Origin of the sequence: Peribacillus sp. NPDC097295 (assembly GCF_044761665.1) — a bacterium.
In the GTDB taxonomy this organism is placed as follows: Bacteria; Bacillota; Bacilli; order Bacillales; family DSM-1321; genus Peribacillus.
Genome location: NZ_JBIWCW010000001.1, coordinates 243375 through 270101, shown reverse-complemented (window position 1 = coordinate 270101; position 26727 = coordinate 243375). Strand labels below are relative to the sequence as shown.

Annotated in this window: 22 protein-coding genes and 1 other annotated feature; of the genes, 14 read left to right on the top strand and 8 right to left on the bottom strand. The window is 42.1% G+C overall.

Annotated elements, in window-relative coordinates; genetic code table 11:
• Positions 1 to 18 precede the first annotated feature (18 nt).
• Together ACIQXN_RS01245 and ACIQXN_RS01240 are read left to right on the top strand one after the other, a co-directional pair.
• On the top strand, positions 19 to 534 hold the full coding sequence (locus tag ACIQXN_RS01245) for a DUF84 family protein (RefSeq protein WP_402960927.1): 516 nt from the start codon (positions 19 to 21) through the stop codon (positions 532 to 534).
• 82 nt (positions 535 to 616) lie between these two features.
• Entirely contained in the window at positions 617 to 1480 is an 864-nt protein-coding gene (locus ACIQXN_RS01240) for an AraC family transcriptional regulator (protein ID WP_402960925.1), read from the top strand.
• A 72-nt stretch (positions 1481 to 1552) separates the two neighbouring features.
• Here ACIQXN_RS01240 and ACIQXN_RS01235 read toward each other — a convergent pair whose 3' ends face one another.
• Entirely contained in the window at positions 1553 to 2002 is a 450-nt protein-coding gene (locus ACIQXN_RS01235) for a YtoQ family protein (protein WP_402960923.1), read from the bottom strand.
• 121 nt (positions 2003 to 2123) lie between these two features.
• On the opposite strand from ACIQXN_RS01235, the gene ACIQXN_RS01230 reads away from it, so the two are divergent.
• From ACIQXN_RS01230 to murC, 5 genes are all read left to right on the top strand, one after another.
• A complete protein-coding gene (locus ACIQXN_RS01230; protein ID WP_402960921.1) occupies positions 2124 to 2633 on the top strand; it encodes a hypothetical protein in 510 nt (169 codons plus the stop codon).
• Positions 2634 to 2766: 133 nt separating this feature from the next.
• Positions 2767 to 3078, top strand: coding sequence for a thioredoxin family protein (locus ACIQXN_RS01225; protein ID WP_402960919.1), 312 nt, complete (start codon positions 2767 to 2769; stop codon positions 3076 to 3078).
• A 56-nt stretch (positions 3079 to 3134) separates the two neighbouring features.
• A complete protein-coding gene (locus ACIQXN_RS01220) occupies positions 3135 to 3935 on the top strand; it encodes a DUF1444 domain-containing protein (RefSeq protein ID WP_402961710.1) in 801 nt (266 codons plus the stop codon).
• A 356-nt stretch (positions 3936 to 4291) separates the two neighbouring features.
• Positions 4292 to 7108 (top strand): DNA translocase FtsK, encoded by a 2817-nt coding sequence (locus ACIQXN_RS01215; RefSeq protein WP_402960917.1) that lies wholly within the window; start codon positions 4292 to 4294, stop codon positions 7106 to 7108.
• A 281-nt stretch (positions 7109 to 7389) separates the two neighbouring features.
• On the top strand, positions 7390 to 8694 hold the full coding sequence (gene murC / locus ACIQXN_RS01210; protein WP_402960915.1) for a UDP-N-acetylmuramate--L-alanine ligase: 1305 nt from the start codon (positions 7390 to 7392) through the stop codon (positions 8692 to 8694).
• A gap of 54 nt (positions 8695 to 8748) precedes the next feature.
• Here murC and ACIQXN_RS01205 read toward each other — a convergent pair whose 3' ends face one another.
• Complete coding sequence (locus tag ACIQXN_RS01205; protein WP_402960913.1) at positions 8749 to 9861, bottom strand: aminopeptidase; 1113 nt, start codon at positions 9859 to 9861, stop codon at positions 8749 to 8751.
• A 222-nt stretch (positions 9862 to 10083) separates the two neighbouring features.
• Between ACIQXN_RS01205 and ACIQXN_RS01200 the strand changes: the two genes are divergently transcribed.
• From ACIQXN_RS01200 to ytxJ, 3 genes are all read left to right on the top strand, one after another.
• The gene (locus ACIQXN_RS01200) at positions 10084 to 10593 is read left to right on the top strand and encodes a DUF948 domain-containing protein (RefSeq protein WP_402960911.1); all 510 of its coding nucleotides are present in this window, start codon (positions 10084 to 10086) and stop codon (positions 10591 to 10593) included.
• A 48-nt stretch (positions 10594 to 10641) separates the two neighbouring features.
• Positions 10642 to 11235: a YtxH domain-containing protein gene (locus ACIQXN_RS01195; RefSeq protein ID WP_402960909.1), complete on the top strand. Its 594-nt coding sequence runs from the start codon at positions 10642 to 10644 to the stop codon at positions 11233 to 11235.
• A gap of 116 nt (positions 11236 to 11351) precedes the next feature.
• Complete coding sequence (ytxJ, locus tag ACIQXN_RS01190; protein ID WP_402960907.1) at positions 11352 to 11678, top strand: bacillithiol system redox-active protein YtxJ; 327 nt, start codon at positions 11352 to 11354, stop codon at positions 11676 to 11678.
• Between the two features lie 114 nt (positions 11679 to 11792).
• Here the strand turns inward: ytxJ and ACIQXN_RS01185 are convergent, their stop codons facing one another.
• The gene (locus tag ACIQXN_RS01185; protein ID WP_402960905.1) at positions 11793 to 13934 is read right to left on the bottom strand and encodes a cell division protein FtsA; all 2142 of its coding nucleotides are present in this window, start codon (positions 13932 to 13934) and stop codon (positions 11793 to 11795) included.
• Between the two features lie 241 nt (positions 13935 to 14175).
• On the opposite strand from ACIQXN_RS01185, the gene ACIQXN_RS01180 reads away from it, so the two are divergent.
• Positions 14176 to 15252 carry a bifunctional 3-deoxy-7-phosphoheptulonate synthase/chorismate mutase gene (locus ACIQXN_RS01180; protein ID WP_402960903.1) on the top strand — a complete coding sequence of 359 codons (1077 nt, stop codon included), beginning with the start codon at positions 14176 to 14178 and terminating at the stop codon, positions 15250 to 15252.
• 373 nt (positions 15253 to 15625) lie between these two features.
• Positions 15626 to 16627, top strand: coding sequence for a catabolite control protein A (ccpA, locus tag ACIQXN_RS01175; protein WP_402960901.1), 1002 nt, complete (start codon positions 15626 to 15628; stop codon positions 16625 to 16627).
• Between the two features lie 73 nt (positions 16628 to 16700).
• On the opposite strand, the gene ACIQXN_RS01170 is transcribed toward ccpA, so the two are convergent.
• From ACIQXN_RS01170 to ACIQXN_RS01160, 3 genes are read right to left on the bottom strand one after another with little or no spacing between them, the layout of a single operon-like run.
• On the bottom strand, positions 16701 to 17882 hold the full coding sequence (locus ACIQXN_RS01170; RefSeq protein ID WP_402960899.1) for an acetoin utilization protein AcuC: 1182 nt from the start codon (positions 17880 to 17882) through the stop codon (positions 16701 to 16703).
• Positions 17875 to 18525: an acetoin utilization AcuB family protein gene (locus ACIQXN_RS01165; RefSeq protein WP_402960897.1), complete on the bottom strand. Its 651-nt coding sequence runs from the start codon at positions 18523 to 18525 to the stop codon at positions 17875 to 17877. Before ACIQXN_RS01165 ends, ACIQXN_RS01170 begins: the two co-directional genes overlap by 8 nt.
• A gap of 28 nt (positions 18526 to 18553) precedes the next feature.
• Positions 18554 to 19186 (bottom strand): GNAT family N-acetyltransferase, encoded by a 633-nt coding sequence (locus ACIQXN_RS01160; RefSeq protein WP_402960895.1) that lies wholly within the window; start codon positions 19184 to 19186, stop codon positions 18554 to 18556.
• A gap of 318 nt (positions 19187 to 19504) precedes the next feature.
• On the opposite strand from ACIQXN_RS01160, the gene acsA reads away from it, so the two are divergent.
• A complete protein-coding gene (gene acsA / locus ACIQXN_RS01155) occupies positions 19505 to 21223 on the top strand; it encodes an acetate--CoA ligase (protein WP_402960893.1) in 1719 nt (572 codons plus the stop codon).
• A gap of 83 nt (positions 21224 to 21306) precedes the next feature.
• Here acsA and ACIQXN_RS01150 read toward each other — a convergent pair whose 3' ends face one another.
• On the bottom strand, positions 21307 to 24228 hold the full coding sequence (locus ACIQXN_RS01150) for a transglycosylase domain-containing protein (protein WP_402960891.1): 2922 nt from the start codon (positions 24226 to 24228) through the stop codon (positions 21307 to 21309).
• Positions 24229 to 24368: 140 nt separating this feature from the next.
• Positions 24369 to 24584, top strand: a binding site (T-box leader).
• Between the two features lie 68 nt (positions 24585 to 24652).
• On the opposite strand from ACIQXN_RS01150, the gene tyrS reads away from it, so the two are divergent.
• Entirely contained in the window at positions 24653 to 25909 is a 1257-nt protein-coding gene (gene tyrS, locus ACIQXN_RS01145; RefSeq protein WP_402960889.1) for a tyrosine--tRNA ligase, read from the top strand.
• Between the two features lie 96 nt (positions 25910 to 26005).
• Here tyrS and rpsD read toward each other — a convergent pair whose 3' ends face one another.
• Positions 26006 to 26608, bottom strand: coding sequence for a 30S ribosomal protein S4 (gene rpsD, locus ACIQXN_RS01140; protein WP_402960887.1), 603 nt, complete (start codon positions 26606 to 26608; stop codon positions 26006 to 26008).
• Positions 26609 to 26727 lie beyond the last annotated feature (119 nt).

The window sequence follows — 26727 nt, the reverse complement described above, 5'->3', positions numbered from 1 at the left end:
TAGAGAGTAGGTGTACATATGAAAATTGCAGTAGGCAGTACAAACCCGGCGAAGGTTCAGGCCGTGAAGGAGATTTATAATGAGGCAGACGTCATCTCGGTCCAGGTGGAAAGTGAGGTATCCGATCAACCATTTTCTGACGAAGAGACCTTAAATGGGGCGGTGAACCGCGCTCGTAATTGTCTGGTTGAAAGGGATGCTGATATCGGAATAGGCCTTGAAGGTGGTGTCGTTAAAATGGAGCGGGGATTATTCGTATGCAACTGGGGAGCGATGGTCACGAAGGATGGCGACATCTTCATTGCCGGGGGAGCAAGAATCCCGCTACCCGAAAGAATTGCTGAACGCTTGGAAAATGGGGAGGAACTTGGTCCGGTTATGGATGATTTCACTAAAAGGGAAAATATTCGAAAAAAAGAAGGGGCAATCGGGGTATTCACAAATGAACGGATTACCCGTGCTGACATGTTCGGAAATATTATGAAAATGCTTGCCGGGCAGTTGGAATATAAGGAAAATCAAAAGTGGAGCTGAGGCTGCCATGACAAAGCATAAATTGATAGGATTTTAGGATATCGGCGCTGGTAATATAGAAAACAAGGGAGGGGAAAGCCATATGGGTTGGATTGAATCCATTCAAAAGGCCATCGACTATTTGGAGGAGCATTTGCTCGATGACTTGACCATAGAGAACATTTCCTGTCAGGCGAATGCATCAGCCTTTCATTTTCAGCGGACGTTCACCATCTTGACGGAGATATCCGTGGGAGAATACATCAGGCGCCGTAGATTGACATTGGCTGCCCAGGAGTTGGTAAGCACAAATGCCAAAATAATTGATGTAGCCTATAAGTATGGCTATGAAACTCCCGAGGCTTTTTCAAAAGCTTTTCGCCGGCAGCATGGAGTGCCTCCAAGCGAAGCCCGAAAGTATATGGGAAAGCTGACATTCTATGAACGCCTGGTTATCCAGGTGGTTCTAAAAGGGGCGGAACCGATGAAGTATAATATCATTGAAAGAGATTCCTTTCGTGTGATCGGGATCAAGCGGGAGTTTTCGGTAGAAAACGAAGGAAATCTAATTGGGATTCCGAAGCTATGGCACGAGGTGAACACGGACGGTACCAGCGAGCGGTTAGGAAAGTTAAACCATGGCCGAATAAAAGGATTGCTAGGCGTGTGTAACGCTAGCCCAGAAAACGAAGAAGCTGGGTCTATAGAGTATTGGATAGCGACGGAGTTTGAGGGGAACGCCCCAAAAGAGTTTTCAGTAGTGACGATACCAGCTTCCAAGTGGGTAGTCTTCGAAGTCAATGGCCCGATGCCTGAAGCGATGCAAAAGGTTTGGAAACAGATTTTTTCGGAATGGTTCCCGACAAGCGGGCATGAACATGCCGGAACACCAGAATTGGAAGTGTACACCGAAAAGGATTCAACAGCCGCCGATTATTACTCCGAGATCTGGATACCTATTAAGTAGATAAAAAAGGCTTGTGGAAAAGTGTATCCTGCAAGCCTTTTTCTTCAAATGTTGAAGTTCGACAGCAACGGTTTATTTTCCATCTTCAAATATATAAGAAAGGACCTTTAAAGCTTGGTTCACGGATTCGACTGTGACGCTTGCTTTTTCAGATAGTTCTTTAAGGGCATGGTGATGGGACTCCGGGCGAATCAAGATAAGTGGTTTGCCAAGTGAGATGGCGGTGCTTGCATCCATGGCGGTATTCCACTGCTTATATTTTTCTCCAAAAAGGGCGATGACAAGATCCGCTTGCTTCATCAATAGGCCTGTCCGCAAATTATTGATTTGAGAAGCAGCTGTATCTTTTAAAATAGGAGAAGGCTGACTCCCAAGAATATCCTCCCCGATATTATCGGAGCGTTCATGATTTTCCATGGGTCCGACAAATTCCAATGGTAGCTTTAAGGCAACTGCCTTCTCTTTTAATTCGCTTCTCCAATTGGAATGGATTTCTCCAGCAAGATAAACCGTTAATTTCATAATTGTCCTCCTTAGTGTCTAATTTGCTTACATTGTATCATGTTTTAAGAAAATGGATGGTTTTCATAAATAAGGATATAAGTAAATATAAGTTGATTTTTTGCCAAAGGAGGGGAACATCTTGAACGTCCTGCCCCTAAAAAAATTTCTATTAGTCTTTCTAATGTGCTTACTGATAGCCGGCTGTTCAGGAAATGAAAGGCGGATTGATAAAGCTGTGAAGGCCACGGTTTCAGCTTTTAGTGATGATGTGCTACAACCGAATACAGAAGCGGGCCTTATAAAGGTGTATCTGCCTAAAAACGTCAAGATAGAAGAGGAACATGCTAATAACTTAATCCTCAAACATGGTAATCAGGCTTATATATTGTTTGTTAACCCAAACGAAACTAGGGACAGCTCACAATTATTTTTGACGGCAAAGGAACAGCCAACTGATTATTTAGTACTCGAGTCCTTTCAGACTGATGATAAATTCGGGTTCATTTCCATTATTGAATCATCAACGGATAAGTATGAACTTGCGGTAGGAAGCGGCGGGGTAAAGATGACAACCGAGACCGACACGGAAAATTTGAAGAATGAAGCGGAGAAAATGATGAAAATCGTTTCATCTGTACCGCAAAAATGAGAAAAGGTCCGGAGATACATTACCGGACCTTTTGTGTTCCTTTTAAAATCCGTATTAATGGTTGATTGTATCGGAGTCTGGTATGATGGAAATATAAAATAACAAGATGGATATATAGAGCTGGAGGAAAAAGATGGAAAACTTACAAACTGTGGAACAATATGATGCATTAAAAAATGAAGGGAAACATATTTTTCTTTTCTCGGCAACATGGTGTGGAGATTGCCGTGTGATTGAACCCATTTTACCGGAAATAGAAGCGAAGTTTCCGGAATTCACATTTATCCATGTAGATCGTGATAAGTTCATCGATGTATGCGCAGCTAATGATGTATTTGGAATCCCGAGCTTTATCGCGTACGAAAATGGTAAAGAACTTGGCAGGTATGTGAGTAGGGATCGCAAGACACAAGAACAAATCGAAGAATTCATTCAATCATTATAATGAAAAGTCCCCTCCCTTAGGGGATTTTTCAATGGATAGGAGGGTCAATCATGAAAATGGATAGCATAAAGTTGAAAAACATCTTAAAGGAACGCTTGGCGGATGAAAATCGTACGTTCACGTTCGATAGCAAAAAGGACACGTTGCGGATTGATAATACAAAGACCGGCAAAGGCATAACGGTTGAACTTCCACCTGTACTTGCAAATTACGAAAATATCCAAGAAAAGGCCATTGATGAAATCATCTATTATGTGGATGAAGCATTGAATGTAATGGGAGAAGAGCATAGCATGGAAGGGAAGGAGAAATTCATTTTCCCTGTCATCCGGTCGACTTCTTTCCCAATGGAGGCAGAAGAGGGGAATCCATTTTTATTCGACGATCATACAGCCGAAACACGGGTTTTTTATGCCCTGGATTTGGGAAAGACGTATCGCCTGATTGATGAAAAAATGCTCCAGCGCGAAAAATGGCAGGGGGACCGGATTCGGGAGATTGCCCGTTTCAATGTACGCTCCCTTTCGACTAAAGTGAAGTCGGATGTCGTTGCTGGTAACACCTTTCACTTTCTGAATACAAATGATGGCTATGACGCGAGCCGGATTCTTAATGAATCATGGCTCCGTGAAATGCAGGATCAGATTTCCGGGACCATGGCTGTGGCCATTCCACACCAAGATGTCATTATCATTGCCGATGTGCAAAATGAGACAGGCTATGACGTACTCGCTCAAATGGCGATGAGCTTTTTTGCCAGCGGCCACGTACCGATTACAGCGTTATCCTTCCTCTATGAGGAAGACGAGTTGGAACCAATCTTCATTATGGGTAAAAATAAAAAGCGTGAACAATAAGAAATCTAGGCTCCTGCCTGTTGGATCGATTTCCAACTTGGCAGGGGTCTTTTTTGTTTCGTTGGCCCTTCCTTTTTCGGTGGGATATTATATCTTGTATTAAAACTTAATCTCTTTGTAAACTCTGTTTAACAGAGGTGTTTTATTTAAATAGTAGACTAATTCAATAGAATGCGTTTAAACTCTTTTCAGAAGGGGTTTTAATAGTAGAAGAGTTATGCGAATAGGGAATGATTCTTGAGGGAATCCGCAAAAAACTACATACATATCTCCATTCAATTTAATTTCTCTCGATATTTTAAAAATTACTGGTAGAATTAGTTACATAACTTCAGATAGTAGAAAGAGTGATAGTTTTGAAATGGCTAAATAAAATGAAAAAGTGGTTCCAAGCAGAAGAAATTATTGAGATTGAAGAAATAATCATAGATGAACCAATTGATGAAGAGACTTTAAAGACGATGGATTTTTCCAAGCTTCCGAAAACGAAGAAAGAAGAAATAGAAGCGTACAATCAAACGGTAGCAAAAATGTCCCAGATAAAAGATCCGGATACGAAAATCCTGTTTCAATATCCGAAAGGGGAGTTTAAGTTTCCCCTGATACCTGACAAGGAAAAACGTGAGCGAAAGCCTCGGGAAAAAAGAAGAGAAGATGGGGAACATAAGCAGGAAAAGGATACGCATGAATCAAAAAGACCTCTGCAGAGTCCCGAGCTGAAACGAAAGAATGCAGAACGTATAGCTACACAAAAAATAATACCATCTAATACCCCATTCCGACCGACAGAAATTCCTTCACCTGTTTATGGATTTCGTAGACCGGAAAAAAAAGTGGTTAAATCAGTCGAATATGAATTAGAGAGCAAACTTCCCGTTCTTAAAAAAGAAGCGCCTGCGCAATCGTATATCCCAAACGATATAAAAGAAGCGCCTTACGAGGAATTGACCCTTGAGCCTACTGTTCTTGTACCAGAACAAATAGAAGAAAAAAAAGAAGAAGCCATTACTGAGATCCCAGCCTATATACGCCGAAATATGGAAAATGATCCAGAGGAAACAAACGAACCGGAAGTTTCCATAGCAGAACAACCGCTAAAGCAGGATGCTATCCAACCGGGAACAGGACACATGGAATTTGGTCAGGAAGTGGCGGTAGGCATCATGGAACCGGTTGTAACCCCTGATGAAGTGCCTTTGGAAGAAGCTAAACCGGCATATATTGAAGAACAAGCCACCGTTGCACCTGTCCTGGATGAGGAAGTGGAACCACAACCGGAAGAGATTCCAATTCGTAAGAAAAAACATATTCCATTTAATGTGATGATGTTAAAACAGGACCGGGAAAAGACTACCTTCCTAAATAGTTTGAAGACGGAAAAAAAAAGCCTTGAAACAGAGAGGGCAGTAGTCTCGGTTGAAAGGAAGCCTGCAAAAAAGCCTGAAACAGCAAGGGCAATGGAGGAAGATGAACTTGTTCCGGATGCTACAGAAGTGCAGGTCGTGGAAAATACAGTTCAACAACGAACTGATACAACGGAACCGCAAAAGACCGAGGAATCTCACGATGAACCAGTAAAGACAATGATCCGTGAGGGTGTATCAACAGTAAAGACAAACGAGGGGCCCGTTATCCCGATTATTCCTGAAGTGAATGATATGGCACACGAGGAAAGAGAAGGGATGGTTCCCCGCGAGCCTATGGAAGACAAGCCTGCCATCCCGGAACCATTTGAGACTTTGGAAGAAGAGGAAAATCCCTATTATGTGTTCCCGAAAATCGAGTTATTGACGCCGCCCACGTATGCTGAACATGATGATGAGTGGCTGGAAGAGCAAACGGTCTTGTTAGATGAGACTCTGAAGAACTTCAATGTCCGGGCAAAAGTGGTCAATGTGACACAAGGACCGGCAGTCACTCGCTTCGAGGTACATCCGGAACCAGGCGTGAAAGTGAATAAAGTGACGAACCTGATGGATGATATCAAATTAAGTCTAGCTGCTCAGGATATGCGCATGGAGGCCCCGATTCCAGGAAAGCACACCATTGGCATTGAAATTCCGAACAGGAAAAGCAAGCCGGTATTTTTGCGTGAGGTTTTGGAGAGTACTGAATTTCAAGAGCATGAATCTCCGCTCGCCGTTGCACTGGGATTGGATATATCGGGCCAACCGATCATAACGGATTTAAGAAAGATGCCGCATGGCCTGATTGCAGGTCAAACGGGGTCAGGGAAAAGTGTGTGCATCAATACGATGTTGGTTAGTTTGCTGTATAAAGCTACGCCACAGGAACTGAAATTGTTGTTAATCGATCCGAAAATGGTTGAACTTGCTCCTTATAACCAGATTCCCCATTTGGTCAGCCCGGTCATTACGGATGTAAAGGCTGCAACAGCAGCTTTAAAATGGGCAGTTGAGGAAATGGAACGACGGTATGAGCTATTTGTCCATGCGGGCGTCAGGGATATTAGCCGATTCAATGATCAAGCTGAAAAAGCTGGACAATATTCCAATAAACTTCCCTATATCTTAGTCATCATTGATGAACTGGCCGATTTAATGATGATGTCCCCGGCAGATGTCGAGGAAGCGATTTGCCGCATTGCCCAAAAAGCCCGCGCTTGTGGCATTCATTTGATTGTGGCGACACAGCGTCCGTCTGTCGATGTCATTACAGGTTTAATCAAGGCCAATATCCCGACACGAATCGCTTTTTCGGTTTCTTCCCAAGTCGACTCACGTACGATCATCGACAGTGGTGGGGCAGAGAAGCTGTTGGGAAGAGGGGATATGTTGTTTGCAGAGAACGGTTCATCAAAGACTGTGCGCCTGCAAGGAACGTTCGTGAGCGATGAAGAAATCGATCAAGTCGTCAATCATGTTAAGTTGGAACAGAAGCCAAAGTATTTATTCGAGCAAGAAGATTTATTGAATCGTGCTCAAGTGACGGAAGAAGCGGACGAGTTGTTCTTTGAGGCATGTGAATTTGTCGTTCATCAGCAAGCCGCTTCTGCGTCCAGTGTCCAAAGGCGTTTTCGGGTGGGATACAACCGTGCAGCCCGTCTTATAGAAATGATGGAACAACAGGGCGTGGTTTCCGAATCAAGGGGCAGCAGACCGCGTGATGTATTGATCACAGAGGAAGAACTTGAATTTTTACACGTGAATTAAGAGAACCTATCAATAGGATTCTGTATATAATGTGAAGGGCGAAATCACAAATTTTAAAGCCTAGGGAATGGAAAAGCCAATGATTTGATAAATTGGTATCTCCCTGACATGGATGAATGGTTCAAAAGGTGATATAATATATTTTTGTCGATGATTAATATAAAAATTACGTATAAAACCTAGGCGAAAATCACAGTTCGGGCAAGTTTCGTAATGAAAAACAAATAAAAGATGACGTCATATACTGTCATACAGATAGACGATTGGTGGAGGTTCGTTATATGACTGCTTACCATTTTGTGGGTATTAAAGGTTCGGGAATGAGTGCTCTAGCTCAAATATTGCATGATATGAATATTCAAGTGCAAGGTTCCGACTATGAAAAAGTATTCTTTACACAAATAGCGTTAGAAAAAGCTGGAATTAAAATCCTTCCTTTCAACGAGGAAAACATTCAACCTGGCATGACCATCATTGCAGGTAACGCGTTCCCGGATTCCCATCCGGAAATCGTGAAGGCAGTGGAACTTGGTTTACCAGTTATCCGGTATCACCGTTTTCTTGGTGATTTCATGAAGACCTTTACAAGTGTTGCCGTTACCGGTGCACATGGTAAAACGTCGACAACAGGTTTGCTGGCCCATGTCATGGGTGGTGCCAAACCAACATCCTACCTGATTGGGGATGGAACGGGAAAAGGAATCGTGGATTCTACTTACTTCGTATTTGAAGCATGTGAATACCGCCGTCACTTCCTTTCTTATTATCCTGATTATGCCATCATGACGAACATTGACTTCGATCATCCAGATTACTATGCAAATGTGGAAGACGTGTTCGAGGCATTCCAAACGATGGCCCTACAAGTCAATAAAGGGATCATTGCATGCGGGGACGACGAGCATTTGCCGCATATTCAAGCAAAAGTGCCGGTCATTTTTTACGGATTTGCGGAAGGTAACGATTTCCAAGCGAAAAATGTTACAGTGACTCCGGAAGGGACGACATTCGATGTGAATGTGAGAAATACGTATTATGATACATTCACGATTCCTACTTTCGGCAAGCATAGTGTGTTGAATGCTTTAGGCGTCATTGCACTTTGTAAATATGAAAACTTGGATACGGAAGCCGTAAAGGCTCAGTTACTGACTTTTGAAGGCGTAAAACGCCGGTTCTCCGAAAAGGAAATCGAAAGTCAAATCATCATTGATGATTATGCACATCACCCTACTGAGATTTCAGCAACCGTTGACTCAGCACGACAAAAATATCCAGAGCGTGAAATTGTTGCGGTCTTCCAACCACATACATTCTCAAGAACACAAACATTTCTGGATGAGTTTGCTGACAGTTTAAACCTAGCTGATAAAGTATACTTATGTGAAATCTTTGGATCAGCCCGTGAACATCATGGAAAGTTATCGATTGAAGACCTTCAGGAGAAAATTCCTGGTGCCGAGCTTATTACGGAGGAAACAACAGAACAATTGAAAAAACATAAAAATAGTGTCGTATTATTCATGGGTGCAGGGGATATTCAAAAATTCCAGGCTGCCTATGAGGAGTCACTGCAAGTTAACTAAAAAATGACCAACCTGATTAGCAGGTTGGTCATTTTTTTATGCGATACATTCAAGTCATTTTAAATTTTCTGGATTCAATGATTCAAGTTCTGGTATGACAAAACGTCCATCTTTACGAATCAGTACATCGTCAAAATAGATTTCCCCTCCACCGTATTCAGGGCGTTGGATGTTGACTAAATCCCAATGGATGTTTGAATGGTTCCCATTGAAGGCATCATCATAACATTGCCCGGGTGTGAAATGAAAACTTCCATCAATTTTTTCATCAAAGAGGATATCCTGCATTGGATGTAGAATATAAGGATTGACACCAATCGCAAACTCACCGACATAACGTGCGCCTTGATCTGTATCAAAGATTTTGTTGATGCGTTCAGTATCATTGGCTACCGCCTCAACAATTTTCCCATCCTTGAATGTTAACTTCACGTTTTCAAAAGTAAAACCCTGATAAGGAGATGGGGTATTGTAGGCAATTACTCCATTAATCGAATCCTTAACGGGGGCCGTGTACACCTCACCATCAGGAATGTTCAGTTCACCAGCACATTTAATGGCTTTAATGTCTTTTATGGAGAAGGTTAAGTCTGTTCCGGGACCAGTTAAGCGGACTTTATCCGTTCTATCCATTAAGGCAACAAGGCTATCCATCGCTTCACTCATTTTGCCATAGTCGAGGTTGCAAACTTCAAAGTAGAAGTCTTCGAATGCTTCCGTACTCATTTTGGCCAATTGAGCCATAGAATTTGTCGGGTAGCGAAGCACGACCCATTTCGTTTTCGGTACGCGGATGTTTCTATGTACTTTTCCGATCGTTTGACCATGGAGTGACACTTTATCTGCAGGTACGTCGGATTGCTCATTGATATTATCCCCGGCACGAAGCCCGATATAAGCATCCATCTGGCTCATCACGTTCGCTTCGAATTCACCCATCATCTTGTATTGCTCTTCCTGGGCACCCATCAACAAGGTGCGATCCACTTGATGGTCCTTTAAGAGGACAAAAGGGTAACCATCAGCTGCATAGGCTTCTTTCACAAGAGCGTTAACAAGTTCACGCTGCAATCCGAAGTTTTCAATTAAGATTTTTTCGCCTTTTTGAAGTTTCACAGAATAATTTATCAAATTGTGGGCAAGCTTTTCGATTCTAGGATCTTTCATGTAGAATACCTCCATTAATTTAGTTTTATGATTCTATCATACCTGATTTACTCCTGGAATTTCATCCATAGGTCCCGATTTGTCGAAATTTTCGCTAACAATATTTCCAGAACAGGTATAGATAGGGTATATTCAAAAAATAAATACGTTTATAATAATAGGGAAGGGGTAATTAATAACTAACAGCTACTAAATATGTCGATTTTTTTCGGAGGTGTTCCAATGGAGATCATATTATACGTAAGTGCTGCAGTGGCAGCAATCGCTTTCTTAGTCCTTGTTATCTTCTTAACAAAGGTACTCACATCACTACAAACTACCTTGGACAGCGTTGCCCGGACGCTTACAGGACTTGAAGGCCAAATGCAAGGCATAACGGTTGAAACTACCCAGTTACTACATAAAACAAACTCGTTAGCTGAAGACTTGCAACAAAAATCAGAAAACCTGAACACAGTGGTGGATGCAGTGAAAGAAGTAGGGACTTCCATCTCTAGCTTTAATACATCTGTTCAAAAGGTTTCTAATAAAGTGCAAGCAGAAATCGATAACAATCAAGAACGAATTTCCCAAATCGTTCAATGGAGTAACGTGGCGATGGAAATTCGGGATAAATGGAAAATGAGAAACAAACAATCTGCTCCATCGGCCTATGAACAGGCAGAGATAGAAAGAGAAGCGCTAGAAACAGATAACTTACCTAAAAAAAGATTTTTACGCTCTAGATCTTAAGATCCAGGTCAATTAAAAAATATCTGAAAATCGAAAGGAGAATGTTACATGACTCAAAAAGAATATCCTACAAGCGAATATCAAAAATCATATGAGGAAGCTCGCGATTCCATCAATTCGAAGGACTTTATGATTGGCGCCTTAATCGGCGGAATGATCGGAGCGGCTACCGCTTTATTCATGGCGCCGAAGACAGGTAAGGAATTAAGAAGTGACTTCAACGAGCAAGCTAAGAGCCTTTCCGAGAAAACTAAGAGCCTTTCCGAAAAAACAGAGAAGCTAAGACAAGCCGCAATGGAAAAAGGTACGGTTTTGGCTGATACCGCTAAAGAAAAAACAGGAACGGTCACTGAGTTGGTTTCTAGTAAATCTTCAGATATTGTCAATAAAGTGAAGAACCTAAAAACAGGAAAAGACGATGCAGCTGATGATACTACAAACTCTAGCAATAAGGATATTGATGTAACGGGAACTTCCGATGCGGAAATCGTATCCGTGGAAACAAATATGACTGATGGTAAAGACAATAAGTCAAAAACTACTCAAGCAGATCCAACTAGCGGAAACAAAAATACAGCAAAATTAAAACTGGATGAAGCAAAAAAGGCTTTCGATGAAACGGAAAATAAATTAAAAAAATAATGGATGCTTCAGTCGCTCGATAATTGCGAAGGTATGCTGAAAATTGTTAAAAAGGACGATGAAGTGGTACGATACCTTCATCGTCTTTTTTCATGAAACGAAAGGGGTCAACATATATGACAATCACTAAAATAGAAACAGAAGAACAATTTAATAAGCTTGTGGAAGAGGATATGTTTTTACTTTTTAAGCATAGCCTAACTTGCCCAGTAAGCGCAGAGGCTTTTGATCACTATCAAAAATACGTCGAAGAGCACCCACAGGTGAAAACGGCCTACTTAGCCGTGCAAGAAGCGCGCCCGCTTTCCAACCATGTGGCAGAAACCTATGAAATCAAACATCAATCACCGCAAGCCATACTTTTTGAAAATGGCAAGCCTGCATGGAATGAATCCCATTGGCGCATTACATATGACTCTTTAGACAAAGTGGTTTCTAAATAGCTTTAAAGAGTAATTTATCGGTAAGCGAACAAATAGTAAGAGGCAGAAACGTTGACTGACCAACATTTCTGCCTCTTTTTTTGATGACCTGGGTACGTATGAGAGCAGTCCCTGTTAAATATTGGTAGGCCAAAGGATTTTTAATTGATCGCCAGGAGAAATTTCATCGTAAAAAGTAGTTTCCTGCTCATTTTTAATGAGGATGAAACGGCTGTTTCCTGTTGTAGGCATGAAGATTTCCACATGGCGGAAAAGGTCCTGGAAAATAAACGGTTCCGCTTTACGTTCAATCATTGTGAGATCATCATTTGGGTGAATGATGTCCGTATCTTTTAATAATTCCTCGCCCCGACGGATTTCAGTCAGTTTCTTGGTGAGGATGACTTGTTTGCCTTCGAAAAAAACAGGTATGTTCAAGGTATCCTCAATCTGTAAAACTTCCATCACATCGCTTAGTGTAGGAAGGGGCGGACTGACCAGTTCAATATTATCTGCATCTTCAAAGGAATACGACAGTTTAGTTGCAAGTCCATTTTTACTGATTTCCCCAATCCAGGAGGGCAGCAGAAATGGTTTTCCATTTAATTTAAAAGAAAACGGTTCAAGGCAAGTGAGTAATTCGGATAGGTGAAGCTCTTTGAGCAACTCTAGGATCGTTACGGGCATACGGCAAGTTATTTGGTCATGATCCTCTATGAATTCATGAACGGTCGCTGCTTTCCCATTTCTAGTAATGGAAGCCTCAATGGTATACTCTGTACCGTTAAGGACCACTTTTTTTCTAGGGATGTCATCTAGTACATCGAGTATACGCAAAATGGCCGGTTCACCATCTTCCCCTTTTGAGGTTACGATGACGTCTCCATTCTTCACAGCATCGTCCAAGGAAGCTTCCACCCCGTTTAAGGTAATGAGCGCTTTTTTTCCGTGCTTTCCGGGAAGGGTAAATTGCTTTCCATTGATATGGACGATTTTGGCCATGCCCGGTTTTCCATATAAATGACTCATTCTAATACCCGCAGTGAGCAGGCAATCGCCTACTGATGTTCGTTTCATGTCAAACAAACGGATGGGGTGCCCGTTAACAGTGATGCTCAAGTATTGAATTGGATTTTTATCGGCGGCAATGGCAATGCCGATCGGCGTGACCAATTCAGGCCCATTTTGGATGGTGGTCGAAATGCGAAGGTTCTGGATGGCCTCAGTGCCCCGGATTGCGACTCGGTTACTAGGTAAGTTTAATTTTTCAGCTAAAAGTCGGCACAAATCCGGCGTCTGGCTCCCACCTCCAACAAGCATGACCGCTTTTGGCGGGCTTTCATTATTCAAGGCGAGAATTTCAGAACTGATGGCTTCTGCCAATCTATCGAGTGCAGGATGAATATGCTCGATAATATCACTCCTGGCAAGATCAGTCGAAAATCCAAGGATATCGGTGACCGTTATTGAATCTTGATCCAGTAGCTCCCTTTTCGCCTTTTCCGCGAGCGGGAAATCTAGGAGGAGGTGGTCGCTAATGGCCTCCGTGATTTCATCTCCGGCGATCGGGACCATTCCATAAGCAATGATGGTACCGGAATCCGTCAAGGCGATATCGGATGTCCCTGCACCAATATCGACCAAAGCAACATTCAAGCGACGCATGGACGGGGGGATCAGGACATTGATTGCAGCAATTGGTTCCAACGTAAGAGCCTGCATTTCCAAATCAGATCTTTTTAAAGCAGCCAAAAGGGACTCCACGACGACTTTCGGAAGGAAAGTGGCAATGATTTCGACAGATGCTTCCATACCGCTCTGATCAATTAGACTTCCGATTTCCTGTCCATCCAGGCGATAGTATAAAACCGAATAACCAACACAATAATAAACGGATTGGGAGTCTGATTGTTCGGCTACGAGGGCCTGTGCTTCCTGGACAGCACTGAATTCGAGGTGGAGGACATCATCATGAGTCAGCATCGGTTTGCCAACGATATCGATGGACATCTTCGCCCGTTCCGTTTTTAATGCCCTTCCGGCTGCGGCGACGGAAACCTGTCTTAAGGGTCCGTGCGTTGCCTCCAGTTTGAGCTTAATGTGGGAAATGACCTTGGCTACTGCTAATACATCGTGGATTTGCCCGTCCAGCATGGCACGTTCTGAGTGCTCTTCTGATAAAATATCGATTATATTATAGCTTTCCTGTTCTTTTTCTAATATAATTCCAACAACGGAACGCGTTCCAATGTCTAAGGCAAACAGTTTTTCATGCATCAGTAACACCTTCTTATATGTATTTCTTACTTTAGTGCTTAAAAGCGTTTAATTATTAAAGAAAAAAGTAGTGACATTTACAAGAGTTTCATTTATAATTGTTTTTATTATACATGATTTAGTATTAAATTTTCTAAGCTAAAATTATCGATTGAAATGAGTGAAAATTCGCACAGGTCTAAAGTATGAGTTTTTTATCATGGAATCGTTGATATTTAAAAAATGAAGGGATGGATTTGGAATGAGCAACAGAGAACTTGATGGATTGCGTAATCAATTGGATGATGTAAACCTTCAGTTATTACAACTGATTAATCAACGTGCAGAAATAGTGCAGGAAATCGGCCGCGTTAAAGAAAAACAGGGTGTAAACCGCTACGATCCAGTCCGCGAAAGAATAATGTTGGATCTTATCGAAGCGAATCATGAAGGACCTCTTGATCTTGGTTCGATTAAACATATTTTCAAGGAAATCTTTAAACTTGGCTTAGAACTTCAAAAAGATGATCAGAAGAAGACACTTCTTGTTTCGAGAAAACAAAAACCGGAAGATACAATCATTGACATCAAAGGAGAACTTGTCGGGAATGGCATTCCTAGTTTCGTTTTCGGTCCATGTGCCGTGGAATCTTACGAACAAACTGCTGCAGTAGCTGAAGTCATCAAAGCAAAAGGACTGAAGCTTATGCGTGGTGGTGCATATAAACCACGTACATCTCCATATGATTTCCAAGGACTTGGTTTAGAGGGATTACAGATCCTTAAGCGTGTTGCCGATGAATATGGTTTGGCAGTCATCAGTGAAATCGTAAGTGCAAATGACATCGAAGCAGCGATTGATCATATCGATGTCATCCAAATCGGAGCGCGAAACATGCAAAACTTCGATTTATTGAAAGCGGCAGGTGCCGTAAACAAACCGGTTCTTCTAAAACGCGGACTTGCAGCTACAATCGAAGAATTCATCCATGCAGCGGAATACATTATGTCTCAGGGGAATGGAAACATTATCCTATGTGAACGGGGAATCCGTACATATGAAAAAGCAACAAGAAATACACTTGATATCTCTGCTGTTCCGATTCTGAAACAAGAAACACACTTACCTGTCATGGTGGATGTTACCCATTCAACCGGTCGACGAGACCTTCTGCTACCAACGGCAAAGGCAGCCCTTGCAATCGGTGCGGATGGAGTCATGGCGGAAGTTCATCCAGACCCTTCCGTAGCATTATCTGATTCTGCGCAGCAGATGGATTTCAAACAATTCGACGATTTCTATAACGAAATTAAACGATTGAATTGGGTCACAGTTTAAGAAAGAATATTTAAAAAATATCAACATTCGGCCCTTACCATCTTGGCAAGGGCTTTTTTTAATGGTAAAATGCTTGTTTTTGCAGAAAAAAGACTGAAATAGGCACTATTGGATTGCAGGAAAGATTCTACTATCGTATGATAAGTAACAAGATGAGGACTGTTCTGAATTGGGATCATACATAAGGAAGATGTCAATGGAAGCAATACTCGTATAAATATGAAAGATTACTTTAAAAGAAATGGACTGCATTTTTGTAGTCTGATCATTCCTATATAGATCTTCCGTATAAGAAAAATACGTATAAAAGAATCTTCTTTGAAATATTTGATGCTTTATTGGAAAAAATGAAACAAAGTGGAGGAATTAAATAATGAATAACATAACCATTTATGATGTGGCACGCGAAGCAAATGTTTCGATGGCCACCGTTTCCCGCGTAGTAAACGGGAATCCGAATGTGAAGCCTGCAACAAGAAAGAAAGTAGCAGATGTGATTACCCGGTTAGGGTATCGTCCCAACGCAGTGGCGCGCGGGTTAGCCAGCAAGAAGACAACGACGGTAGGAGTCATCATTCCGGATATTTCTAGCATCTTTTTTGCCGAGCTGGCGCGTGGTATTGAAGATATAGCGTCCATGTATAAATACAATATCATTTTAAGCAGTTCCGATGAGAATATAGATAAGGAATTGCATTTATTGAATACAATGCTAGGCAAACAAGTGGATGGTATCGTATTCATGAGCGGAAACATCACGGAAGAGCATGTCAAAGAATTCAAGAACTCGCCGGTTCCAATCGTATTGGCAGGATCCGTTGAAGAAAGCGGTCAAGTGCCTTCGGTTAATATTGATTATGAAGTGGCTGCCTTCGATGCTGTTATGTCCTTCGCTAAAAATGGTCACAAGCAAATCGGATATGTAACGGGCAACCTATCTGCGCCTATTAATGAAATGAAATTAACCGGTTACAAACGGGGATTGAAAGAAGCAGGGCTTTCCTTTAATGAAAGCTATGTGGTTGAAGGCGATTATACATATGATTCAGGTATTGAATCCTTTGATAAGTTTCTTGAAGCCGAAGAGAGACCGACTGCCATCATCGTCGGAGCTGATGAAATGGCCCTTGGTATCGTTCACGCCGCCCAGGACAAAGGTTTTAATGTACCAGAAGACTTTGAGGTAATCAGCTTTGACAATACAAGGTTAACCCTGATGGTCCGCCCGCAGATTACGACTGTCGTACAACCTTTATATGATATTGGGGCAGTATCCATGAGGTTGCTAACTAAATTGATGAACCAAGAATTGGTCGAGGGTCAAGAAAAAGTGATTCTGCCGCACCGGATCGAAAAACGACAATCAACGAAATAATCAGTATGAGAGTGTCCATATGGGCACTCTCTTTTTATTGGGGAAAATGCATAATCCAATCACTGTTCACGATTTAGTCATCCGCACTGCTTGTTGATGTTTGTTTAGTTGAGCGTATGGGATAGAGTGCTTTTTCAAGCGTTTGGGCATTTTTCTCCGTTATGGCTGGTTTCCTAGGAATTGGTTCATATATATCCTGTAGATCATCCCACTCACTTGGAAGGGTCACAGAAGCCTCTGGCTGCCACGTATCGATCCATTCCCTTGATAAGGGTCCAGATAAATCATTATTCGTCATTTCGAGCCAGACCCTGGACCAGGCTCTTGGTACGACGCGCCATATATCATATCCACCGCCACCAACGGCAATCCAACGACCCTCACAATACTTATGGGCCATTTCATGCGCCAATTTAGGTATTTCCCTATAGATATTCATGGTAGCTGACAAGTGGGTAAGCGGGTCATAATAATGAGAGTCGGCACCATTTTGTGTTAATATGACGTCTGGCTTGAAAAATTCAATGACTTCTTGAAATGCTGCTGTATAGCATTCAAGCCAGGATTCATCTTCCGTGAATGCATCCACGGGGATGTTGAAGGAATAGCCATAGCCTTTTCCTTGACCGCGTTCATTGATATTGCCTGTACCGGGAAACAAGTAGCGTCCTGTCTCATGAATGGAAAGAGTGCAGACTTCAGGGTCATCGTAAAAAGTCCATTGGACACCGTCACCATGATGGGCATCTGTATCGACATACAGGACACGTGCGCCATATTTTTTTTGTAGATATTTAATGGCGACCGAGCTGTCATTATAAATGCAAAATCCTGAAGCTTTGCCTCGAAAACCATGATGGAGGCCCCCTCCAAGGTTAAGTGCATGGAGGGATTGACCGGTCATGACGGCATCAACGGCTGTGAGGGTACCGCCAACAAGCATGGCGCTTGCTTCATGCATATTTGGAAAGATCGGGGTATCTTCTGTACCTAAACCATAGTTTACAGCTTTTTCAGGAAGAAGCTTTCCGTGGCCTGCCAACCTGACAGCGTTTACATAATGATGGTCATGAACCAGTTCCAATTCTTCATCGGTCGCCATTCGCGGTTTGATGATTTGATCGTCACGGATGGCATGGTGTTTTTTTAGAAGATCTAGCGTTAGTTGAAGCCGCTTTTGATTGAATGGGTGCTCATCATTGAATTTATAGGTCAGCAACTCATCGGAATAGACAAACAATGATTTATCAGTCATGAGAAATACCTGGCAGACTAGGCCAAAGAACGGTATAGCCTTCTTTCTTTAAGTCTTCCACTACCATAAATGGATTCATGGTTTGTACCCGGACAACGAGGATTTTATAATCGCTTTCATCCTTTTCTGGATATACAAGGGTGCTCAGGATGTTCGCATTGCGATTTTTGAAAATATGAGCGATGTCATGGAGTGTTCCAGCCTTATTGGGAATTTTTATTTCAATTTGAGAACCGGGCTGATTGACTCCCGTCAGTTCGACGAAAGAATGAAGCAAATCAGTTCCGGTTATGATGCCTACTAACCTTTTTTCCTTCAAGATAGGAAGGCAGCTGATGTTATTTTCACAAAAGACGGCACCGATTTCTTCCACGAAATCGAGGGGGTGCCCTGTGATGATATCGGTCCTCATGATACTGCCCAGTGGTTTTTCCAAATCTTTTTTGTATTCTTCGGTGCGGAAAATGGAAGGAGAAGCGTCCCGTATGTCACGGTCACTAACTAATCCGACGAGGTGAAAGCTGTCATCGACAATAGGAATATGGCGAATCCGTTTCTCTTTAAGGATTAAGACAGCACTATGAATTGTATCTGTTGGAGTCAGGGCAATGACATCTTCATTCATTATTTTTTCAACAATCATACGTAGTTCCTCCTCTTTACTCGCCTCTTTAATACATGAAACGATTCATGAAACGTAATTGATCGAACTTTTCGATGGATTCACGTGGCACTCTTTTTCCTATACGCGCCATCAAGCAGTTGGCTGGATGTGAACTGATTTCCGGTTCATCCGTTGCATAATAAACAAGGCCACCTGCACTCATCATTTTTTCCATGACTTTTCGATAGTCCCAAACATTCAATCCGGTTCCTCTTAAATCCCAATGCCAATAATATTCAGTCGTGATGATAATGAAATCTTCTACCGAATCATCCTCCGTAGACAGGCGAACTAAATTCTTTCCGACCGCTGCACCGCGATATTTAGGAATGACTTCAATCGCACCCAACTCAATCAGGTCATCCATCTTGATTTCGGACCAGCGCTCTAATGGGTCGGGATATAGATAGGTTACATAACCAACGATGGTCTGTTCCTCGCGGGCTATAAAGATTCGTCCCTCAGGAAGGTCGGCAATTTCAATCAATGCCTTATGCTGTAAAGCGGGAGGGCGAAAGGCGACCAAGTCTTCGTGAAACTCATAAGCGGCCATCATTTCACCGGTAAGCGGTCCTTCAATGAGGAGTGTCCCGCTTGATGTCTGAAGTTCCTTTTTGTAATAGGTCTTGCTATATTCCATTTCTTCACCACCCTAGTAAAATAGTAATCTAATAATCATCCAAACAAATGGAATTACTACCTGAATTATACATAAAAAACAACCGACAAGATTTTGAAATTTCCTTTTATATTTGAACCTTTTGTTACAATTATCTCTAGAGCTTGGAAAATAAAAGTGTGAATCAAACTAACTATACCAAGATTTACCTGGTTTTATCAAAAAATTCAAGAAATATTTTCCTTGGCTCATTAAAAGGTAAATATTTTAAAAATTGAGAAAAATATCTTTTTGTTCTATAATAAAAGGTATAAATCGAAAATGAAGGGGGATTTTTGTTTGAATATGAAAGCGTTGCCAGTGGTGAAAGGCAAGTATAATTTAGTGAATTACGAAGAAAAGTACAAGCAATTTGACTGGTCTGAAACGAAAAAGGAATTCTCCTGGTCCGAAACGGGAAAAGTGAACCTGGCTTATGAAGCCATTGACCGACATGCTGAAACATACAGAGAAAACAAAATTGCCCTTTATTTTAAAGACGAAAAAAGAAATGAAAAGTACACCTTCAAGGAAATGAAAGAATATTCAAACCAGTCGGCTAATGTGCTTCAAAACATTGCTAAAGTGGAAAAGGGCGACCGTGTATTCATTTTCATGCCTCGGTCCCCGGAACTTTATTTTGCGTTGCTCGGCGCCATTAAAACAGGAGCTGTAGTCGGTCCTTTATTTGAAGCGTTTATGGAAGGTGCGGTACGAGATCGTCTTGAAGACAGTGAAGCAAGCGTTTTGGTGACGACACCCGAATTGTTGCCGCGTGTACCGGTAGACGAGTTACCCCATTTGAAACATATTTTCCTAGTGGGGGAGAACATCGAAGAAGAAGGGAAATATTATGACTTTAATAAACAATTGAAAGAAGCAGATAAACATTTTGCAACGGTATGGGTGGACCGTGAAGATGGACTAATCCTTCATTACACATCCGGGTCTACAGGGAAGCCGAAAGGAGTGCTTCATGTACACAATGCGATGATCCAGCATTATCAAACGGCAAAGTGGGTCCTTGATCTTCAGGATGATGATGTATACTGGTGCACAGCGGATCCAGGTTGGGTGACAGGGACGTCCTACGGTATCTTCGGACCGTGGTTGACTGGAACATCCAATGTCGTCGTGGGTGGGCGGTTCAAGCCTGAATCCTGGTACAAGACGCTTGAAGAATTTGGAGTTACAGTCTGGTATAGTGCACCGACTGCCTTCAGGATGTTGATGGGTGCAGGTGACGAGATCGTCAAACGTTTCGATTTACAGTCACTCCGTCATGTCCTGAGTGTTGGTGAACCTTTGAATCCGGAAGTGGTGCGGTGGGGCATGAAAGTTTTCAATCGCCGTATACATGATACTTGGTGGATGACGGAGACTGGCGCCCAACTCATCTGTAATTACCCTTGCCTAGAAATCAAACCAGGTTCAATGGGCAAACCGATTCCTGGTGTGGAAGCGGCTATCGTGGACGATCAAGGAAAGGTACTGCCTCCGCATCGAATGGGGAACCTTGCTATTAAAAAAGGCTGGCCTTCCATGATGAAGACCATCTGGAATAATGAATCGAAATTTGAATCTTACTTTATGCCAGGTGACTGGTATGTTTCAGGGGATTCAGCTTTTATGGATGAAGAGGGGTATTTCTGGTTTCAAGGTCGTGTTGATGATGTCATTATGACGGCTGGGGAACGGGTCGGTCCATTTGAGGTGGAAAGTAAGCTGCTTGAACATCCGGCCGTTGCAGAAGCAGGTGTCATCGGAAAACCAGATCCTGTCCGTGGGGAGATTATTAAAGCTTTTATCGCCCTTCGTGACGGATATGAGGCTAACGATAAATTAATCGATGAAATACGCCAATTTGTTAAACTTGGTTTAGCAGCCCATGCGGCACCAAGAGAAATAGAATTCCGTGATAAGCTTCCTAAAACAAGGAGCGGGAAAATCATGCGCCGTGTCTTGAAAGCTTGGGAATTAGATTTGCCAACCGGTGATTTATCATCCATGGAAGACTAAAAAGGCATTGAATATAAACAAAAAAGAGGCTACCGGAAATTTTCCGATAGCCTCTTTTTTCATTGGGAAGAAAAAGTGTTGGTTCATTCCTCTTCTTCCGCTATATCCTTTTCATCTTTCTCTGTCATGTCCTGATTTTTATCGTCTTCTGGTTGCGTTTTTTTATCTTCGTTGTTTTTTGTGTCTTCTTTTTTACCGTCTTTGTCTTGTTTGCTTGAATTAGGTTTTGAATCCTTCTTATCCACGAAGGTAGTCGGTTTTGCAGCGACGGTTTTAACGCTTTGTGATGGAGCGGATTCTTTACCTACAATGTCTACGGCAGTTACATAATAAGATCCACCATTTGATCCTACTGTATAAACCAAATCCGAACCTGCACTGATGCTGGCGACTTTTTGCCCATTTTGATAGACACGGTAGCCAACAACATCGCCTTCAGGATGAAGCCCCCATGAAATGGTATTACCATTCATGGTGATGGAAAGTGGTTCAGGCACTTTTCCGTTATCGTTTAGAGTTGAACTTGTTCCAACGACATCTCCCCATTTGTCACCGCCTGGAATCAAGGAGTTGGGATCATTCACGTATTTTAATCCCATGTCTTCTATGGACTTAGGGTTCAACATAAATCCTCCACTTGTAAATTCCCTTGGTGTTTCAGAAAGGGCAGTATAGCGCCTGCTTCCGACCGAAACATATTGACCATCCATTAAACTAGTATCTCCCTGAGTTGGAGCCTGTTCTGCAATGAATAAATCTGTCTTGACAAGCCCAGCTTTTTGACAGGAATCCGACGGCAGAAGTCCTGTAGCGGCACAGAAGGAACGACTGACGATTCCCCCAGGCATTTCGAATCGCTTATCGGGATCGACAAGTTTCGAATCCACTGCATAGGCAGCATTCATTAAATCGGCCCAATAATAGATATTTCGTTTATTGTACTCAAGACCGTTGTATGTTCCTTGTAAAGATTTAGGGGTATCATAACCAATCCAAGTACCGAACGTCACATTCGGGTTAGTGGCTACGAACCAAGCATCTTTATAGTCCTGTCCTGTCCCGGTTTTACCTGCCCAATCACTGGAGAAGGCTAGACGGTTCTTGACTGAGGCGGCCGTACCACTGTTTACGACATCACGCATCATATCGAGTGTCAGGTAAGCGGCCTGCGGAGAGAATACTTCCACTGGCTTCGTTTTATGTTTGTAAATGACTTCTCCGTCTTTTGATACAATTTTATCGATCATGTAGGCATCGATGAAATCGCCTGAGTTGGCAAAGGTAGTATATGCATTGACATTTTCTTCTACAGTCACACCATTTGTCATTGCGCCTAATGACAAGGAGGGGTTCGAGTGATCAGCCTTTGTAAGGCTCGTGAAGCCCATTTTTTCTAGATAGGAAACTGGGTTCTGATTTATGATTTTCATATAAAATAGTGCAGCCGGAATATTATATGAGTTCTTTAAAGAATCTCGGGCTGTCGCAAGGCCAGTAAGGCTACCGCCGCCATAATTCCTTGGCTGCCACAATTTCCCGCTTCCTTCTGGTATGGAAACGGGAACATTGGCCGTTACGCTTCCTGGTGACAGTTTACGAAGGTCGATTCCTGGTCCATATACCAAAAGGGGCTTCATCGTCGAGCCATTTGGTCGTAGTGACGCTGTCGCATGGTTGGTCTGTTCACGTTTAAAGTCACGTCCACCGACAAAACTGATGATCTTACCTGTCTTGTTTTCGATGAGGACGGCTCCGGTCTCAACAGGTTCCTGTACGATTTTCGATTCTTTTGTATCGGGATCGATAATCGTTTGATTTTTGTCATAACCGAAGTTCGGATAATTTTCCGTGACTTCTTGCATTTTGTTATAGATTTTTTTATTGATAGTTGAATAGATTTTATAGCCGTTCTGACGCAAGTTTCGATCCGCTAACGCTAGATACTGCTCATGCAAATCGTCATTTTTTAAATCCTTTTCTTCATATCCATCTTCTTTTGCTAGATAGACTGATAAAATATCGATGGAGCGTTTTTCAATTTCATAGGTGAGCCATGGATATTTCTCGGCAGGCAATGTCTTTTTGCCAATGAAGTCTTTAGTGATATCATATGTTTTCGCTTTGTCATATTGTTCTTTCGTTATGTATCCATTGCTGTGCATTCTTTTCAATACGGTTTTCATCCGGTTGATACCAGGATCAAGATTATCCTTGAGTTCCCCCTGTTGCGTATAGGGTGTATAGCCGAAAGGACTTTGTGGCAATCCCGCAATGAAGGCAGATTGAGCTAGATTTAAATCTTTGGCATCTATGCCGAAAATTCCTTCGGCAGCCGCTTGGACACCAGCGATATTCCGTCCTGAAGAATTCCTTCCTAAAGTGGAGACATTGAGATACGTTTCCAATATCTCTTCTTTTTCAAAGAATTTTTCTACCCGGAGAGCCAGCAAGATTTCTTTTGCTTTTCTTTCGAAGGATACTTCGTTTGTCAACACTTGGTTTTTGATGAGTTGCTGTGTTAATGTACTTCCCCCGGATTGGACGGAAGCATTCGAAAATTCTTGATAAACAGCACGAAGAATCGCTTTTGGTACAACGCCATCGTGTTCATAAAAATACTCGTCTTCCGTAGCGATGACGGCATTCTTAAGGTGGTCGGAAACTTTATCAATGGACACTTCTTCTCGCTCAAGATCGCTTGTGAGCTTGCCTAAATATACTTTATCTGCAAAATATATCTCAGAGGTCTCTTCATAATTGTAAATATCCTTTTTTAAATCTGATTTTGAGCGTACTGGCTCATCTTTGACGAGGGCAGCGAAATATCCGGCTCCAACGCCGCCGGCGAATGAAAAGCCTAGAATTCCAACAATAATTACAATCAATGTCAAATTCCAAATCACTTGATATGAAACCCTTGCATTCTTTATTGTTTTTTCACTTTGGAAAAATCGGCTCACTTGGTTCCACGCCGATTGAATTCTACCTTTTAGTTTATTATTCATCGTATCAACCCCCTGAAATCACATATATTATAGCATATAACAACTAGGTGAAAAGCTAACTTCTACTTTTTACAAACTTCTGTTTAGGTGCTGTTGACAATGGTCGGTAGGTATGATAAAAATTTAGTATTATCTTTATTGAATTAGCGATGATAGGATCCAGTAGTCAAACTATCCCTGTGTTAGAGAGCCGGTGGTTGGTGAAAATCGGTACAAATAGTGAGATGAATTACCTCCTTGAGCATTTGTTGTGAACTAATAGTAGCGACAAACGGGTGACGACCGTTATTCGTCTTGAGCGGAGGACTTAATTTGTCCTCAAGTTGGGTGGTACCGCGAATTTATTCGTCCCTTCATTTTAGATGAAGGGGCTTTTTTGTATGGTTTTTGCGGAATTTTTCAGGATATGAAGGAGGAAATTGGAATGGATTTACTTAAAGACCTCGAGTGGCGGGGAATTATGTACCAACAAACGGATGAAGAGGGACTCAAGGATATTTTGGATAAAGAAAAGATTTCCCTATACTGCGGGGTGGATCCAACTGCAGATAGCATGCATATTGGGCATTTGCTTCCCTTCTTGACATTGCGCAGGTTCCAAAAGCATGGACACCGTCCAGTTGTGCTTGTGGGCGGAGCGACTGGTCTTATCGGAGATCCAAGTGGTAAGAAAGAAGAAAGACAACTGCAAACGTTGGAGAAGGTTCTTTATAATGCAGACTGCATTAAGGGGCAGCTTTCCCAAATCTTCGAATTTGAAGGCGAAAATGGTGCAGTGATGGTTAATAACTATGACTGGATCGGTAAAATTGATATGGTGACGTTCCTGCGTGATTACGGAAAATATATCGGTGTGAATTACATGCTGGCCAAAGATACGGTTGCTTCTCGTTTGGAAACGGGAATTTCCTTTACTGAATTTGCGTATACGATTTTACAGGGCATCGATTTCAACCACTTGTACGACAATCATAACTGTAAGTTGCAAATTGGCGGAAGTGATCAGTGGGGGAATATCACGACAGGCCTTGAGATGATCCGCAAGTCTCATGATGAAGAGACAAAAGCATACGGCATGACGATTCCACTTGTAACTAAAGCGGATGGCACGAAGTTTGGGAAGACGGAAGGCGGGGCAATTTGGCTGGATCCAGAAAAAACGACGCCTTATGAGTTTTACCAATTCTGGATCAACACAGCAGATGCTGACGTTGTGAAATACTTGAAATTCTTCACTTTCTTATCACGTGAAGTCATTGAAGACTTAGAGAAGTCCATGGAAAATGAACCGCATTTACGTAAAGCGCAAAAAGCTCTAGGAGAAGAAATGACACGGATGATTCATGGTCAAGAAGCTCTAGATCAAGCGATCAAAATTTCTGCTGCTTTATTCAGTGGGGATGTGAAGAATTTAAGTGCGGCCGAAATTAAAGTCGGGTTTAAAGATTTTCCAAGTTTTGAACGTGAAAGTGACGAAGATATCTCGTTAGTGGATTTAATTGTAGAAGCGAAGATATCTCCATCTAAACGTCAAGCACGTGAAGATATTCAGAACGGGGCCATCTCCATCAATGGAGAAAAAGTCACTGATTTACAATATATCGTAAACGAAGCGGCTAAGATTGAAGGGGAATTCATCCTAATTCGTCGTGGGAAAAAGAAATACACATTAGTGAAATAAGATAGAGAAAAAGCCGGCTGGAGATCAGCCGGCTTTCGTTTAGAATGAATTCCATTGCAAAAAAAAAACCATCCGAGGATGGTTTTTCCGAAGTGATTAACGAGAGTAGAACTCAACGATAAGAGCTTCGTTAATTTCAGCTGGCAATTCAGAACGTTCTGGTGTACGAGTGAATGTACCTTCTAATTTCTCAGCATCGAAAGTTAAGAAATCAGGAACGAAGTTAGTTGCTTCAACTGATTCTTTGATGATTGAGAAGTTGCGTGATTTTTCACGAACAGCGATTACTTGTCCAAGGGACACTTTGTAAGAAGGAATATCAACGCGCTTTCCATCTACAGTGATGTGACCGTGGTTAACAAGTTGACGTGCTTGACGACGTGTACGAGCTAAACCAAGACGGTAAACAAGGTTATCAAGACGTGATTCAAGAAGAATCATGAAGTTCTCACCATGAACACCTTTGATTTTGCCAGCGCGGTCGAACATTGAACGGAATTGACGTTCAGTGATTCCGTACATGTGACGAAGTTTTTGTTTCTCTTGTAGTTGCATTCCGTATTCAGAAATTTTTCTACGTTGGTTAGGACCGTGTTGTCCTGGTGCGTAAGGGCGTTTTTCTAATTCTTTACCAGTACCTGTTAGGGAAATTCCTAAACGACGGGATAGTTTCCAGCTTGGGCCAGTATAACGAGCCATAGGATGACTCCTCCTTTAAATGTTTTTATTTTGGTAAAATAAAAACCGTGTGTGAATGAACAATCATGACCATTTTGTTTTCATGTACCTTCGCCCTAGCAGCAGAGAGTTACGAGATA